General features: G+C 65.3%; 10 protein-coding genes. 1 reads left to right on the plus strand and 9 read right to left on the minus strand.

All coding sequences use genetic code 11. The features are described 5' to 3' along the window. Positions 1-114 precede the first annotated feature (114 nt). Genes FJ426_RS02955 through FJ426_RS02965 form a run of 3 tightly spaced genes read right to left on the minus strand, consistent with a single transcriptional unit; the run spans position 115 to position 3,760 of the window. Entirely contained in the window at positions 115-1,494 is a 1,380-nt protein-coding gene (locus tag FJ426_RS02955) for a dihydrolipoamide acetyltransferase family protein (protein WP_140514090.1), read from the minus strand. 16 nt (positions 1,495-1,510) lie between these two features. Beyond that, positions 1,511-2,524 carry an alpha-ketoacid dehydrogenase subunit beta gene (locus tag FJ426_RS02960; RefSeq protein WP_140559175.1) on the minus strand — a complete coding sequence of 338 codons (1,014 nt, stop codon included), beginning with the start codon at positions 2,522-2,524 and terminating at the stop codon, positions 1,511-1,513. Between the two features lie 3 nt (positions 2,525-2,527). Next, complete coding sequence (locus FJ426_RS02965; protein ID WP_140514092.1) at positions 2,528-3,760, minus strand: 3-methyl-2-oxobutanoate dehydrogenase (2-methylpropanoyl-transferring) subunit alpha; 1,233 nt, start codon at positions 3,758-3,760, stop codon at positions 2,528-2,530. A gap of 924 nt (positions 3,761-4,684) precedes the next feature. Here FJ426_RS02965 and holA point away from each other — a divergent pair. Further along, positions 4,685-5,728: a DNA polymerase III subunit delta gene (holA, locus tag FJ426_RS02985; protein WP_140524492.1), complete on the plus strand. Its 1,044-nt coding sequence runs from the start codon at positions 4,685-4,687 to the stop codon at positions 5,726-5,728. A gap of 31 nt (positions 5,729-5,759) precedes the next feature. On the opposite strand, the gene FJ426_RS02990 is transcribed toward holA, so the two are convergent. The 6 genes from FJ426_RS02990 to mnmG form a co-directional block, all read right to left on the minus strand. Further along, positions 5,760-6,548 (minus strand): DUF2182 domain-containing protein, encoded by a 789-nt coding sequence (locus tag FJ426_RS02990; protein ID WP_140524490.1) that lies wholly within the window; start codon positions 6,546-6,548, stop codon positions 5,760-5,762. A gap of 34 nt (positions 6,549-6,582) precedes the next feature. Next, positions 6,583-7,209, minus strand: a complete 627-nt coding sequence (locus FJ426_RS02995) for a DUF1326 domain-containing protein (RefSeq protein ID WP_140491936.1) — start codon at positions 7,207-7,209, stop codon at positions 6,583-6,585. 314 nt (positions 7,210-7,523) lie between these two features. Continuing rightward, complete coding sequence (locus tag FJ426_RS03000; protein WP_140491933.1) at positions 7,524-8,411, minus strand: ParB/RepB/Spo0J family partition protein; 888 nt, start codon at positions 8,409-8,411, stop codon at positions 7,524-7,526. A 57-nt stretch (positions 8,412-8,468) separates the two neighbouring features. Continuing rightward, a complete protein-coding gene (locus FJ426_RS03005; RefSeq protein WP_140491929.1) occupies positions 8,469-9,269 on the minus strand; it encodes a ParA family protein in 801 nt (266 codons plus the stop codon). 57 nt (positions 9,270-9,326) lie between these two features. Continuing rightward, on the minus strand, positions 9,327-9,959 hold the full coding sequence (rsmG, locus tag FJ426_RS03010) for a 16S rRNA (guanine(527)-N(7))-methyltransferase RsmG (protein ID WP_140559174.1): 633 nt from the start codon (positions 9,957-9,959) through the stop codon (positions 9,327-9,329). Beyond that, a complete protein-coding gene (gene mnmG / locus FJ426_RS03015; protein ID WP_140559173.1) occupies positions 9,956-11,830 on the minus strand; it encodes a tRNA uridine-5-carboxymethylaminomethyl(34) synthesis enzyme MnmG in 1,875 nt (624 codons plus the stop codon). The genes rsmG and mnmG overlap by 4 nt, the downstream gene beginning before the upstream one ends. Between the last annotated feature and the right edge of the window lie 352 nt (positions 11,831-12,182).

Raw genomic sequence — 12,182 nt, forward strand, 5'->3', positions numbered from 1 at the left:
CAGCGCTGGTGATTGGCGAAAGCCGGCGTGACATCTGATCTCCCCCCTTGTGCGGGAGATGCCTGGCAAGGCAGAGGGGGGCGCTCTCCCGCCATCATCTCGAATGATCCACCCTCAATCCACGAAAATCAGCGCCGGCGTTTCCAGGAGCGTCTTGATGCGCTGGATGAACACCGCCGCGTCCCAGCCGTCGATGACGCGATGGTCGAAGCTCGACGACAGGTTCATCATCTTGCGCGGGATGAACTGGGTGCCGTCCCATACCGGCCGCACCATCATCTTGTTGACGCCGAGGATCGCCACTTCCGGGTGGTTGATGACCGGCGTCGTCGCCACGCCGCCCATGGCGCCGAGCGAGGTGATGGTTATGGTCGAACCGGAGAGCTCGTCGCGCGTCGCGGTTCCCGACTTGGCCGCCTCGGCCAACCTGGCGACCTCCGCGCCGCATTCCCAGATGTCCAGCGCTTCGGCGTGCTTGACGACGGGCACCACCAGTCCCGACGGCGTCTGCGCGGCGATGCCGATATGGACGCCGCCATGCTGGTGGATGATGCCGGCCTCGTCGTCGAACAGCGCATTGAGGTTGGGCTGGTCCGCAATCGCCTTGACCATCGCTCGCATCAGGAACGGCAGCAGCGTCAGCTTGGGCCTTTCCGTCCCCTTGGCCGCCCGCTTCTCCTTGTTGAGCGCGGCGCGCAGATCCTCGAGCGCGGTGACGTCGATCTCCTCGACATAGGTGATGTGCGGGATGCGCGACGTCGCCAGCGTCATCTTCTCGGCGATCTTGCGCCGCAGGCCCACCACCTTGATGTCCTCGACGGCATCGTTGCGGGCGAGGCCGGATGCCTTTGCCATGTGCGGCCCGCGCGCCAGGAACGCCTCGATGTCCTCATGGCCGATGCGGCCGGCCGGGCCGCTTCCCTGGACCTGCCTGAGGTCGATGCCCGCTTCCTTCGCACGCAGCCGCACGGCCGGCGAGGCCAGCGGCCTTTCACCTTGCGCACGCGGCGCGCTGTTGACCTTGGACCTGGCGCCGTCATCCTCGGGCTTGTCCCGAGGATCTACCGACCTTCCGGAACTGGTCGCGTCATATCCCTGTGGGACGGCGGATCCTCGGGACAAGCCCGAGGATGACGGCGACAGATTGGGCGATGACGGCTCCAGGTCCGAGACCGGGCGAGCCCCCGTATCATCGGAGATACTTTCAGCCGTCACTTCCGCCGGCATCGCACCGCCAACGACATTGCCCTCGCCGGCCACCTTCAGCCGCACGATGGGCGAGCCGATCGCCACCGTGTCGCCGATATCGGCGCCCAGCCACAGGATCTCGCCGTCGACGGGGGAAGGGATCTCGACCGTGGCCTTGTCGGTCATCACGGCGGCAAGCATCATGTCCTCGCGCACGATGTCGCCGACCTTGACATGCCATTCGACGAGTTCCGCCTCGGCGACGCCCTCGCCGACATCGGGCAGCTTGATGATGTGTTCGCCCATGTCGGGCCTCCCCGTTCTAGGCTTCCAATGTTTCCGTAAGCGCCCGGCCGACGCGGGCCGGACCGGGGAAATAGTCCCATTCCTGCGCATGCGGATAGGGCGTGTCCCAGCCGGCGACGCGGGCCACCGGTGCCTCCAGATGGTAGAAGCAGTTTTCCTGCACAAGCGCGACCAGCTCCGCTCCGAAGCCGGAGGTCAGCGTCGCCTCGTGCACCACGACGCAGCGTCCGGTCTTCTTCACCGACGCCACGATGGTGTCGAGGTCGAGCGGCAACAGCGTCCTGAGATCGACGATCTCGGCATCGATGCCGGTCTCCTCGGCCGCCGCCTGCGCGACATAGACCATTGTGCCGTACGCCAACACCGTGACGGCGGAGCCGGCCCGGCGGATCGCGGCCTTGCCGAGCGGCACGGTGTAGTGGCCGTCGGCGACCTCGCCCAGCTCGTGCTTCGACCACGGCGTCACCGGCCGGTCGTGATGGCCGTCGAAGGGGCCGTTGTAGAGCCGCTTCGGCTCGAGGAAGATGACCGGGTCGGGATCCTCGATCGCCGCGATCAGCAGTCCCTTGGCGTCATGCGGGTTCGAGGGCACGACGGTCTTCAGCCCCGACACATGGGTGAACAACGCTTCCGGGCTCTGGCTGTGCGTCTGGCCGCCGAATATGCCGCCGCCGGTCGGCATGCGCACCACGATCGGGCAGGTGAAGTCGCCGTTCGAGCGGTAGCGCAGCCTCGCGGCTTCCTGGGTCAGCTGGTCGTAAGCCGGGTACATGTAGTCGGCAAACTGGATCTCGACGCACGGCTTCAGCCCATAGGCGGCCATGCCGATGGCCGAGCCGACAATGCCGGATTCGTTGATCGGTGCGTCGAAGCAGCGGCTCTTGCCGTATTTCGCCTGCAGGCCTTGTGTGCAGCGGAACACGCCGCCGAAAAAGCCGACATCCTCGCCGAACACCACCACTTTCTCGTCGCGCTCCATCGACACGTCCATGGCGTCGCGAATGGCCTCGATCATGGTCCGCCTCGGCATGGCTCAGACCCCCGCCTGCTGGCGCTGGCGCCTGAGATGCGGCGGCATCTCGGCATAGAGCCCCTCGAACATGTCGCGCGTCGACGGCTTGCCGCCGGCGTGCAGCGTGCCGTGGCTTTCGGCCTCCTTCTGCGCCGCGATCACCGTATCGAGGATTTCCGCTTCGGCCTGCTTGTGCCGCTCCTCCGACCAGACGCCGAGCCGGATGAGATGGTTCTTCAGCCGCACCACCGGGTCGCCGAGCGGCCAGGCATCGGATTCGGTTTTCGGCCGGTAGGCCGAGGGATCGTCCGAGCTCGAATGGGCGCCGGCGCGGTAGGTGACATATTCGACCAGCGTCGGCCCCAGGTTGCTGCGCGCGCGCTCGGCCGCCCATTTCGCCACCGCATGGACGGCGAGATAGTCGTTGCCGTCGACGCGCAGCGCCGGGATGCCGAAACCCAGCCCGCGCGCGGCGAAAGTGCCCGCGCCGCCGCGCGCTATGCCTTGAAACGTCGAGATTGCCCACTGGTTGTTGACGACATTGAGCACCACGGGCGCCTTGTAGGTGGAGGCGAACACCAGCGCCGAATGGAAGTCGGATTCCGCGGTCGAGCCGTCGCCGATCCAGGCCGCGGCGATCCTTGAGTCGTTCGAGATCGCCGAGGCCATAGCCCAGCCGACCGCCTGGATATACTGCGTCGCCAGATTGCCCGAGATCGAGAAGAAGCCGTGCTCCTTCGACGAATACATGATGGGCAATTGCCGGCCCTTCAGCGGGTCGGCCTCGTTGGAATAGATCTGGTTCATCATCGTGACCATCGGGTAGCCGTCGGCGATGAGCAGCCCGGCCTGCCGATAGGTCGGGAAATTCATGTCGCCGGGGGCGAGCGCCTTGCGGAAGGCGCAGCTCACCGCCTCTTCGCCCAGATGCTGCATGTAGAAGGAGGTCTTGCCCTGCCGCTGCGCCATCTGCATGCGCGCATCGAAGGTCCTCAGCGTCATCATGTGGCGCAGGCCTTCGAGCAGTTCCTCGTCGGAGAGCAGCCCCGCCCACGGCCCCACCGCCTCGCCGGCGCGGTTCAGCACCCGGATGATCGAGAATGCCATGTCGCGGATGGCGCGTGGATCGACGTCGATTTCGGGGCGCGGCACCGAGCCGGCGGCGGCGATGGTCACGTTGGAGAAATCAGGCGTGCCGCCCGGCCGCACCTCGGGCTCCGGAACATGGAAGCGCAACATCCCAGCATCGGCCATGACCTTCGTCCTCCATGTCGCCCGGCACCGATATTTGCATATCCGCGCCGCCAGTGCGAATTCACCGGGCAAGCCTCCGGGCATCGGGCCGGCCAAGCCGGCCGATACAGCCTGCCGCGCACCAAGATGAAGATATGTCGGCGAAATTTCTTGTCGATGTTGGGCGGCGCCGCGCAATTAGGCGCAAGGTCGCGTGAGGTTTGTCGCCAGATAAGGTGATTGTTTGGCAAGCTTGGCTGCCGCGCCCACTTCACGCCTGCGGAAGGAGAGGAGAATCGCGGGTCCGCCAAACGTGGCGCCCTTCCTCTCCCCCGTCGATCGGGGGAGAGGTGTCGAGCGCAGCTCGACGGAGTGGGGGTCGACCTTCCCTCGAAGCATTGCTTCCGCTTGATTACCCGGTTTTCTTCCTCGCCGGTCATTGCGCGTGTCTTGGAGCGGCGGCGCGTTTGGCAAACGGCTTCCCCCACTCCGTCCCGGCTGCGCCGGGCCACCTCTCCCCCCTCCGGAGGGAGAGGAAAGGCGCCAACCTTGGCGAACTCGCGCCCTTCCTCTCCCCCGTCGATCGGGGGAGAGGTGTCGAGCGCAGCTCGACGGAGTGGGGGTCGACCTTTCATCGAAGCGATGCTCCGCCTGATTGCCTGGGTTTTCTTCCTCGCCGGGGTTGCGCGTGTCTTGGAGCGGCGGCGCGTTTGGCAAACGGCTTCCCCCCACTCCGTCCCGGCTGCGCCGGGCCACCTCTCCCCCTCCGGAGGGAGAGGAAAGGCGTCAAACTTGGCGAGCTCGCACCCTTCCTCTCCCCCGTCGATCGGGGGAGAGGTGTCGAGCGAAGCTCGACGGGGTGGGGTCGATCTTCCCTCGAAGCAGTTCTTCCGAGGTGAACTGGAAAACGTTCACTCCGCCCCAACATCATGCTAACCACCCTCGATGGCACAGAAGAAAGCATACGAAGTGGATTCCTGGCTCGCGAAGCCGGACCCGCGCATGGCGATCGTCCTGCTTTATGGCCCCGATCGGGGCCTCGTCTCGGAGCGCGCCAAGGCTTTTGCCGCCGCGACCGGCCTGCCGCTCGACGACCCCTTCTCGGTGGTCAGGCTCGACGGCTCCGAAGTCGAGCGCGACGAAGGCCGGCTGCTCGACGAGGCGCGCACCGTGCCGATGTTTTCCGACCGCCGCCTGCTGTGGGTGCGCAATGCCGGCGGCCAGAAGGCGCTGGCCGACGACGTCAAGGCGCTGACGGCGGAGCCCGTGCGGGACGCGATCATCCTCATCGAGGCCGGCGATCTCAAGAAGGGCGTCGGGCTGCGCGCCGTCGTCGAGGCGGCCGACAACGCCATGGCGCTGCCCTGCTATGCCGACGAGGCCAGGGACATCGATGCCGTGATCGACGACGAGCTGCGCAAGACCGGCGCGACGATGACGCTTGAGGCAAGACAGGCGCTGCGCCGCAATCTCGGCGGCGACCGGCTGGCCTCGCGCGGCGAGATCGACAAGCTGCTGCTTTATGTCCATGGCCAGAAGGAAATCGGCCTCGACGACGTCAGGGCGATGTCCGGCGACGTGTCCGGCGCGTCCTTCGACGATGCCGTCGACGCGCTTCTCGAAGGCAAGGTCGGCGAGTTCGACACCGCCTTCACCCGCCATTGCCAGGCAGGCGGCCAACCCTTCCTGGTGCTGTCCTCGGCGATGCGGCAGTTTCAGGCGATGCAGTCCATGCGCGGCCAGATGGAGGCCGGCGGCCGCAATGCCGCGTCGGTGGTGGCGGCGGCGCGCCCGCCGGTTTTCTTCTCGCGCCGCAAGCTGGTGGAGAAGGCGCTGGAACGCTGGAGCGTCGAGGCGCTCGGCCGCGCGCTGACCCGGCTGCAGACCGCCGTGCTGCAGACGCGGCGAAGGCCGGACCTGTCGGTGGCGCTGGCAAGGCAGGCGCTGCTCGGGATCGCGGTGGAGAGCGCGAGATTGGCGCAACGTTAGGCCCTTTGGCGCCGGGCGCTGCCTCCGTTGGTCAATTCATTGTCATGGCGCCTACCGGCTCAAAGGTCGGCAGCGCCTGTGGAAAGACCAGCACCGCCGCGCCATAGAGCAGCAGAGCGATCCCCGACAGCTTCGCGATCCCATTTCCAGACGGCAGGGTCTTTTCCGCGAATATCAGCAAGGTGACCACGGCCATTGCGGCAACGTTCATGATCCCGAGAGGAAAGAGGGCGAGAAACAGAAGCCAGCAGCAGCCCAGGCAGAAAAGTCCATGCTCCAGACCCATGCGAACCGCGCCCCAGTAACCATCGCGCCATGAGGTCAGGATGAAGCCGATCGGTGTGCGGCATTTGGCCAGACACAGATCCTTCAGTGGGGAAAGTTGGTAGGCGCCCCCAAGCATCAGCAGCGCGCCGCCGAAACGCGCGGCCGTCGCCGTGGACAATCCCACATGCCCGGCGAGCATCTCCGCACCCGCCGCGCCGGCAAAGGCGATAACGCCCATCACGCCCCAGACTAGCATGTACCCGGCCACGAACACCCAGCTCGAGACAAAGGTCTCGCCCCGGCCCCGTTTGCCCGCCTGGACCCGGTGAAATGTCAGGATCATGGGTGCGGCCGTCGGAAACATCATGGCAATCATCATGATCATCCAGACGGCAAGAAACAGCGGCGCCTTCATGCCCATTGTGAGGGAGTACATTTCCATGCGCATGTCCGCGCCCATGCCCGCCTGCTGCCGGATGAGCAAGGTCCATGCCGCCGCCGCGATAGCGATCAGCAGCGCGAGAATGATGTATCGCTGCAACGTCTGCACCATGGACGAAGTACGTCCCGTACCATGCGGCCAACGGCTACTGCTGGCCAGACCAGTTGATCGGGGCGTAGTGTCCGTTTCGGCGGGAATTGTCCCAGCTCATGCCATGGTCGCTGAATGTACTGCCTTCCGCCCCCATCGCCAAGGCGAGCCAGTCGGGATTGACGGGATGGCCGGTGGCCGCCCACATCTGCCCGTCCTCGCGCATCGTCGGCAGCGGCTCGACCGCCATCCGCATGACGCCGGCAATCTCCGCCGACCGCTTCTTGCCGTCTATCCGGTAGCTTATCGGCACCTTCTTGGCGCCGAGATTCGTGCCGATCAAGGGTGCCAGCACCGCCATCGGGCCGCCCGCGACGCCAGTGAAGATGGCGCCTAGCGCCTCTGTCTGCCTGTCATCGGCCCGTTCGTCGATATAGGCGGCGGCCGTCCAATTGCCGTCTGCCATCGGACCCGGCGTGTGGGCAACCATGGCGACGCTGAGCCCATCCAACCGGACGTCGCCGTAACTGCCCGTATCGATATGAAAGACCAGGCCGACGTCGCAAAAGCCTTTCGTCGGCCTTGATGTCAGCTGCGCGTTGGTGGACAGCAGGCAAGGACACACGACATCGCAGCTACAGTTTTCGAAGTAACTTCCGGACAATTGCCAACGGACTGCCATTTGCACCTCCCATTTGCGTCAGGCGCGCGTCGGCATATTGCTTTGGCGAGGCGGTGCCATTTCACGCCTGTTGCAGGAATGGCAGATAGCCCTCGCCGCGACTGACCGGCACGCTAGGGCAATTAATTTAAGCCTTGTCTAATAGAGGTTACGCCGTTGCCGGGCACTGTCAAGCCGCGAGCGCGGCTGGCGACGGATGCCGATGGCGCTGCTTTTTCGCCAATCGCCAGCGCTTCAAACGAAAGGGCTGGCGGACAGCCAGCCCTCGTTTTCCCTGCGTTGTAGCTTCCGCTTTGTTGAAGTTCGCCGGCTAACTACCGCTCTTGTTTCAATCTCCGACACAGCTCGTCAAGCTGCTCCAGCGTCCGGTACGCCACGCGAATCTCGCCGCCTTTGTTCGTGTGGTCGATGGTCACGATCATGCCGAGCGTGCCGGTCATCAGCTTTTCCAGCGCCAGCGTGTCGGCGTCTTTTTCCGGCGCGCTTTTCGCCTGCTTCGGCTTCGCCGGGGTCGGACCGGCCGGCATCTGCGCCAGCGCTTCGGCCTGGCGCACCGAGAGCCCTTCCTCGACGATGCGCTTGGCAAGCCCTGCCGGGTCCTCCGCCGTCACCAGCGTGCGGGCATGGCCCGCCGACAAGGCCCCGTCGACCAGCATGTCGCGGATCACGTCGGGCAGTTTCAGCAGCCGCAACGTGTTGGCGACATGGCTGCGGCTTTTGCCGATGACCTGGCCGAGATCGGCCTGGGTGTAGCCGTGATCGTCGATGAGCTGCTGATAGCCGAGCGCTTCCTCGACCGGGTTGAGGTCGGCGCGCTGGACGTTCTCGATGATTGCCAGTTCCAGCGCCGTGCGGTCGTTGACCTCGCGCACGATGACCGGGATCTCGGTCAATCCGGCGCGTTGCGCGGCACGCCAGCGCCGCTCGCCGGCGATGATCTCGTAGCGCCCGGCCTGCGACGGCGAAGGCCGCGCCACCACCGGCTGCACCACCCCATGCTCGCGGATCGATTGCGCCAGGTCGGTCAACTCGGCGTCGCCGAAATGTCGGCGCGGGTTCTTCGGATTGGGCGTCAGGAACTCGATCGGCACCTTCCCGTCGGCACTCATCCCAGGCTTCTCCGGCGCGCTCGGACGGTCGATCTCGCCGATCAGCGCCGCCAGCCCGCGGCCTAGTCTCTTTCTCGAAAGGTCTTCGCTCATTTCGGTTCCAGATTGTTTCGGTATCGAATCGGTTTTTGCTCCATGCGCGGCCGCTTGTTAAGCGGCGCGCAATTTACGCTCGCGGCGGATCACTTCCGACGCAAGCTGCAGATAAGCCTGGCTGCCGGAGCATTTGAGGTCGTAGAGGATCGCCGGCTTGCCGTAGGACGGCGCTTCCGACACCCGCACATTGCGCGGAATGATGGTCTCGTAGACCTTGTCCCCCATATGCTCGCGCACGTCCTGCACCACCTGGTTGGCGAGGTTGTTGCGGCCGTCATACATGGTCAGCACGATGCCCTGGATGGTGAGATCCGGGTTGATCGAGCGGCGCACCTGCTCGACGGTTTCGAGCAGCTGGCTGAGACCTTCCAGCGCGAAGAACTCGCATTGCAGCGGCACCAGAACGGAATCGGCTGCCGCCATCGAATTCAAGGTCAAAAGATTGAGCGACGGCGGACAGTCGATAAGCACATAGCCAAACCCGGCCGAACGCGCCGATGCGGCGCGCAGGGCGTTGCGCAGCCGCAGCACCCGGTCCGGCGCCGAGGCGATCTCCATCTCGATGCCGAGCAGGTCGAGGGTCGACGGCACGATCGACAGGCCGGGCACCGCCGTCGGGATCGCCGCCTCCTCAAGCTCCAGCTCGCCGGTCAGCACGTCATAGGACGACACCGTGCGGTCCTTGCGGTCGATGCCGAGGCCGGTGCTGGCATTGCCTTGCGGATCGAGGTCGACGATCAGCACCTTCTCGCCGATCGCCGCCAGCGCGGTGGCCAGGTTGATGGCAGTGGTGGTCTTGCCGACACCGCCCTTCTGGTTGGCTACGGTGATGATTCGAGGGCCGTTCTTCATCATGGGTCTATGCCAGGAATTCATTTTGGGTCGCCAACACGGATTCGGACAGGTCTTTGTTCAGACAGGTCGCACATTGGACAGTTCAAGGATGACGCCGCCAGGGTCGGTCATGCTTGGATGTTCTACCAGATCGAAGCTCCAGCGGTTAACGCTTTCTTGCACTTCGGCGCGGTAATCCCGGCCTTTGTGGAACAGCCCGCGCGCGCCTGATGTCAGCCACGGCCCCGCCAGCTCAAGCAAGGTCGAAAGCGGCGCCAGCGCCCGCGCCGTGACGATTTCCGGTGCCGCGACAAGCGCATGGCTGTCGTCGATGCGGCGCGCGACGACACGCGCCGGCAGACCGAACTGGCCGACGACGGCTTGCAGGAATCCCGCTTTCTTGCGATTGCTTTCGACCAGGTCGATGCTGGCGCCGTCACGCTCGGCAAGCAGGAACGCCAGGACCAGTCCCGGAAATCCGCCGCCCGAGCCGATATCGACCCATCGCAGCGCTTTATCCTCGATTCGCCAGAGCTGCGCGCTGTCCAGTATGTGGCGTTGCCAGACATCGCCGGCCGTGGATTGCGCGACCAGATTGATGCTGCGGTTCCATTTCTGGAACATCTCTTCGAACGCCACCAGGCGATCGAATGTTTCACGTGAAACGGGACCGGCGGCGTTGCGCAGGCTCTCCCAGGAGGCAGCGCTCACGCGACGTCCCTTTGCGCGCTCTCGGAATGCCTGATATGAGCGACGATGATGGCCAGCGCCGCCGGCGTCATGCCTTCCATGCGCTGCGCGTCGGCAACCGAACGCGGTCGCCGCGCATGCATCTTCTGCTTCAGCTCGTTCGATAGTCCCGGCACCTCGGCGAAGTCGAGCGACTCGGGGATGAGCCGGCTTTCCTCGTGCCGGATTTGGGCGACGTCGCTCTTCTGGCGATCGAGATAAACCGAATATTTCGCTTCCGTTTCGAGGCGCTCCGCCGTCCTGGCGTCGATCGTCCCGAAATTCCTATCGATTCGGGCCAGCCAAGCCACGTCGACGCCGGGATAGGCGAGCAGTTCATAGGCGGATCTGCGCACGCCGTCGCGATTGACCTCCAGCCCGTGGCGCGCCGCCTCGTTGGGTGTCAGCTTTATGCCGAGCGCCAGCCGGCGCGCTTCGGCGAGGCGCTGCTCCACCTCGCCGAACCGCTGCATCCGCCGGGCTGACGCTATACCCAGCCTTGCAGCCAGCGGCGTTAGCCGCTCGTCGGCATTGTCGGCGCGCAGCGAAAGCCGGAATTCGGCGCGCGAGGTGAACATGCGGTAAGGCTCGCTGATGCCGCGGCTGGTCAGATCGTCGACCATGACGCCGATATAGGCTTCGGTGCGGCTGAGCACGACCTGCTCGCTGCCCGACGCCCGCCTTGCGGCATTGAGGCCCGCGAGCAGGCCTTGCGCGGCGGCCTCCTCATAGCCGGTCGTGCCGTTGATCTGCCCGGCGAGGAACAGGCCGCCGACGCGCTTTGTCTCCAGCGTCGGATGGAGCTCGCGCGGGTCGACATGGTCATATTCGATGGCATAACCGGGCTGCAGCATCACCGCTCGGTCCAGCCCCGGGATGGTCTTCAAGATTTCGAGCTGAACCTCCTCCGGCAGCGAGGTCGAGATGCCGTTGGGATAGACCGTGTCGTCGTCCAGGCCTTCCGGCTCGAGAAAAATCTGGTGGCCTTCGCGGTCGCCGAACTTGACGATCTTGTCTTCGATCGACGGACAGTAGCGCGGCCCGACGCCTTCGATCGAACCCGAATACATGGCCGAGCGCCCGAGATTGGCGCGGATCAGTTCATGCGTGGCCGCGGTCGTGCGCGTGATGCCGCATTCGATCTGGGGCGTCTCGATGCGGTCGGTCAGCAGCGAGAACGGCACCGGTTCGTCATCCGCCGCCTGGCTTTCCAGCGACGCCCAGTCGATGGTGCGCCCGTCGAGGCGCGGCGGCGTGCCGGTCTTCAGGCGGCTGAGCTTGAAGCCCGCGCGGCTCATCGTCGCCGACAGGCCAAGGCTCGCCTGTTCGTTCATGCGGCCGGCGACGATCTTCTTCTCGCCGATATGGATCAACCCGCGCAGGAAAGTTCCGGTGGTCAGGACCACCGCGCCGCAGGCAAGGCGCCGGCCGTCGGCCAGGAGAACGGCGCGCAGGCACCCCGAATCGTCGATGTCGAAGTCGAGCACCTCGCCCTCGATCACATCGAGACCGCCCTGCTGCCTGACCGCCTCCTGCATGGCGAGCCGGTAAAGTTTCCGGTCGGCCTGGGTGCGCGGGCCGCGCACGGCTGGCCCCTTGCGTCGGTTGAGCAGGCGAAACTGGATGCCGGCGGCATCCGCCACCCGGCCCATCAGTCCGTCCATGGCGTCGATCTCGCGCACCAGATGGCCCTTGCCGAGCCCGCCAATGGCCGGATTGCAGGACATCACGCCGATCGTGTCGAAACGCAGCGTCACCAGCGCTGTCCTGGCGCCCGCACGCGCAGCCGCGCTGGCCGCCTCGCTGCCCGCATGGCCGCCACCCACCACAACCACATCATAGTGATCGGTCATTTCAAAACGCCCTGGATTCGAAGTTTGGTGGAGAGATGTCCCCGCAGCGGGACGGTGTCAAGAAACTTCGCGGGAGTTTCACGTGAAACAGGACGGCGAGCCTCATTGTAGTGTTTCACGTGAGTCACGTGTATCGACCGCCGGCGCCGCCCCCCGGCGCCGTGTCGGCACTTCTCCCTGGCACAGGGAGACAGCGCTGACCGCAAAGCCGGCACCTTCATTTACAAGGCTGATAATTGCCGAAACTGGAAATAACAGCGCGCCCTCTCCCCGTCCTTATAAGAGAATGCCGGATAAGAGAATGCCGGCAGGCAAGTGCGGGGTAGCGCCGACGCTGGCGATTGACCCCGGC

It is taken from the genome of Mesorhizobium sp. B2-6-4 (assembly GCF_006441495.1).
Taxonomy (GTDB): Bacteria; Pseudomonadota; Alphaproteobacteria; order Rhizobiales; family Rhizobiaceae; genus Mesorhizobium.

What these genes read in the sequence shown, in the direction of transcription:
- FJ426_RS02955 (WP_140514090.1), bottom strand. Translation starts at nt 1,494, where the DNA reads ATGGGCGAACACATCATCAAGCTGCCCGATGTCGGCGAGGGCGTCGCC.
- FJ426_RS02960 (WP_140559175.1), bottom strand. Translation starts at nt 2,524, where the DNA reads ATGCCGAGGCGGACCATGATCGAGGCCATTCGCGACGCCATGGACGTG.
- FJ426_RS02965 (WP_140514092.1), bottom strand. Translation starts at nt 3,760, where the DNA reads ATGGCCGATGCTGGGATGTTGCGCTTCCATGTTCCGGAGCCCGAGGTG.
- holA (WP_140524492.1), top strand. Translation starts at nt 4,685, where the DNA reads ATGGCACAGAAGAAAGCATACGAAGTGGATTCCTGGCTCGCGAAGCCG.
- FJ426_RS02990 (WP_140524490.1), bottom strand. Translation starts at nt 6,548, where the DNA reads ATGGTGCAGACGTTGCAGCGATACATCATTCTCGCGCTGCTGATCGCT.
- FJ426_RS02995 (WP_140491936.1), bottom strand. Translation starts at nt 7,209, where the DNA reads ATGGCAGTCCGTTGGCAATTGTCCGGAAGTTACTTCGAAAACTGTAGC.
- FJ426_RS03000 (WP_140491933.1), bottom strand. Translation starts at nt 8,411, where the DNA reads ATGAGCGAAGACCTTTCGAGAAAGAGACTAGGCCGCGGGCTGGCGGCG.
- FJ426_RS03005 (WP_140491929.1), bottom strand. Translation starts at nt 9,269, where the DNA reads ATGATGAAGAACGGCCCTCGAATCATCACCGTAGCCAACCAGAAGGGC.
- mnmG (WP_140559173.1), bottom strand. Translation starts at nt 11,830, where the DNA reads ATGACCGATCACTATGATGTGGTTGTGGTGGGTGGCGGCCATGCGGGC.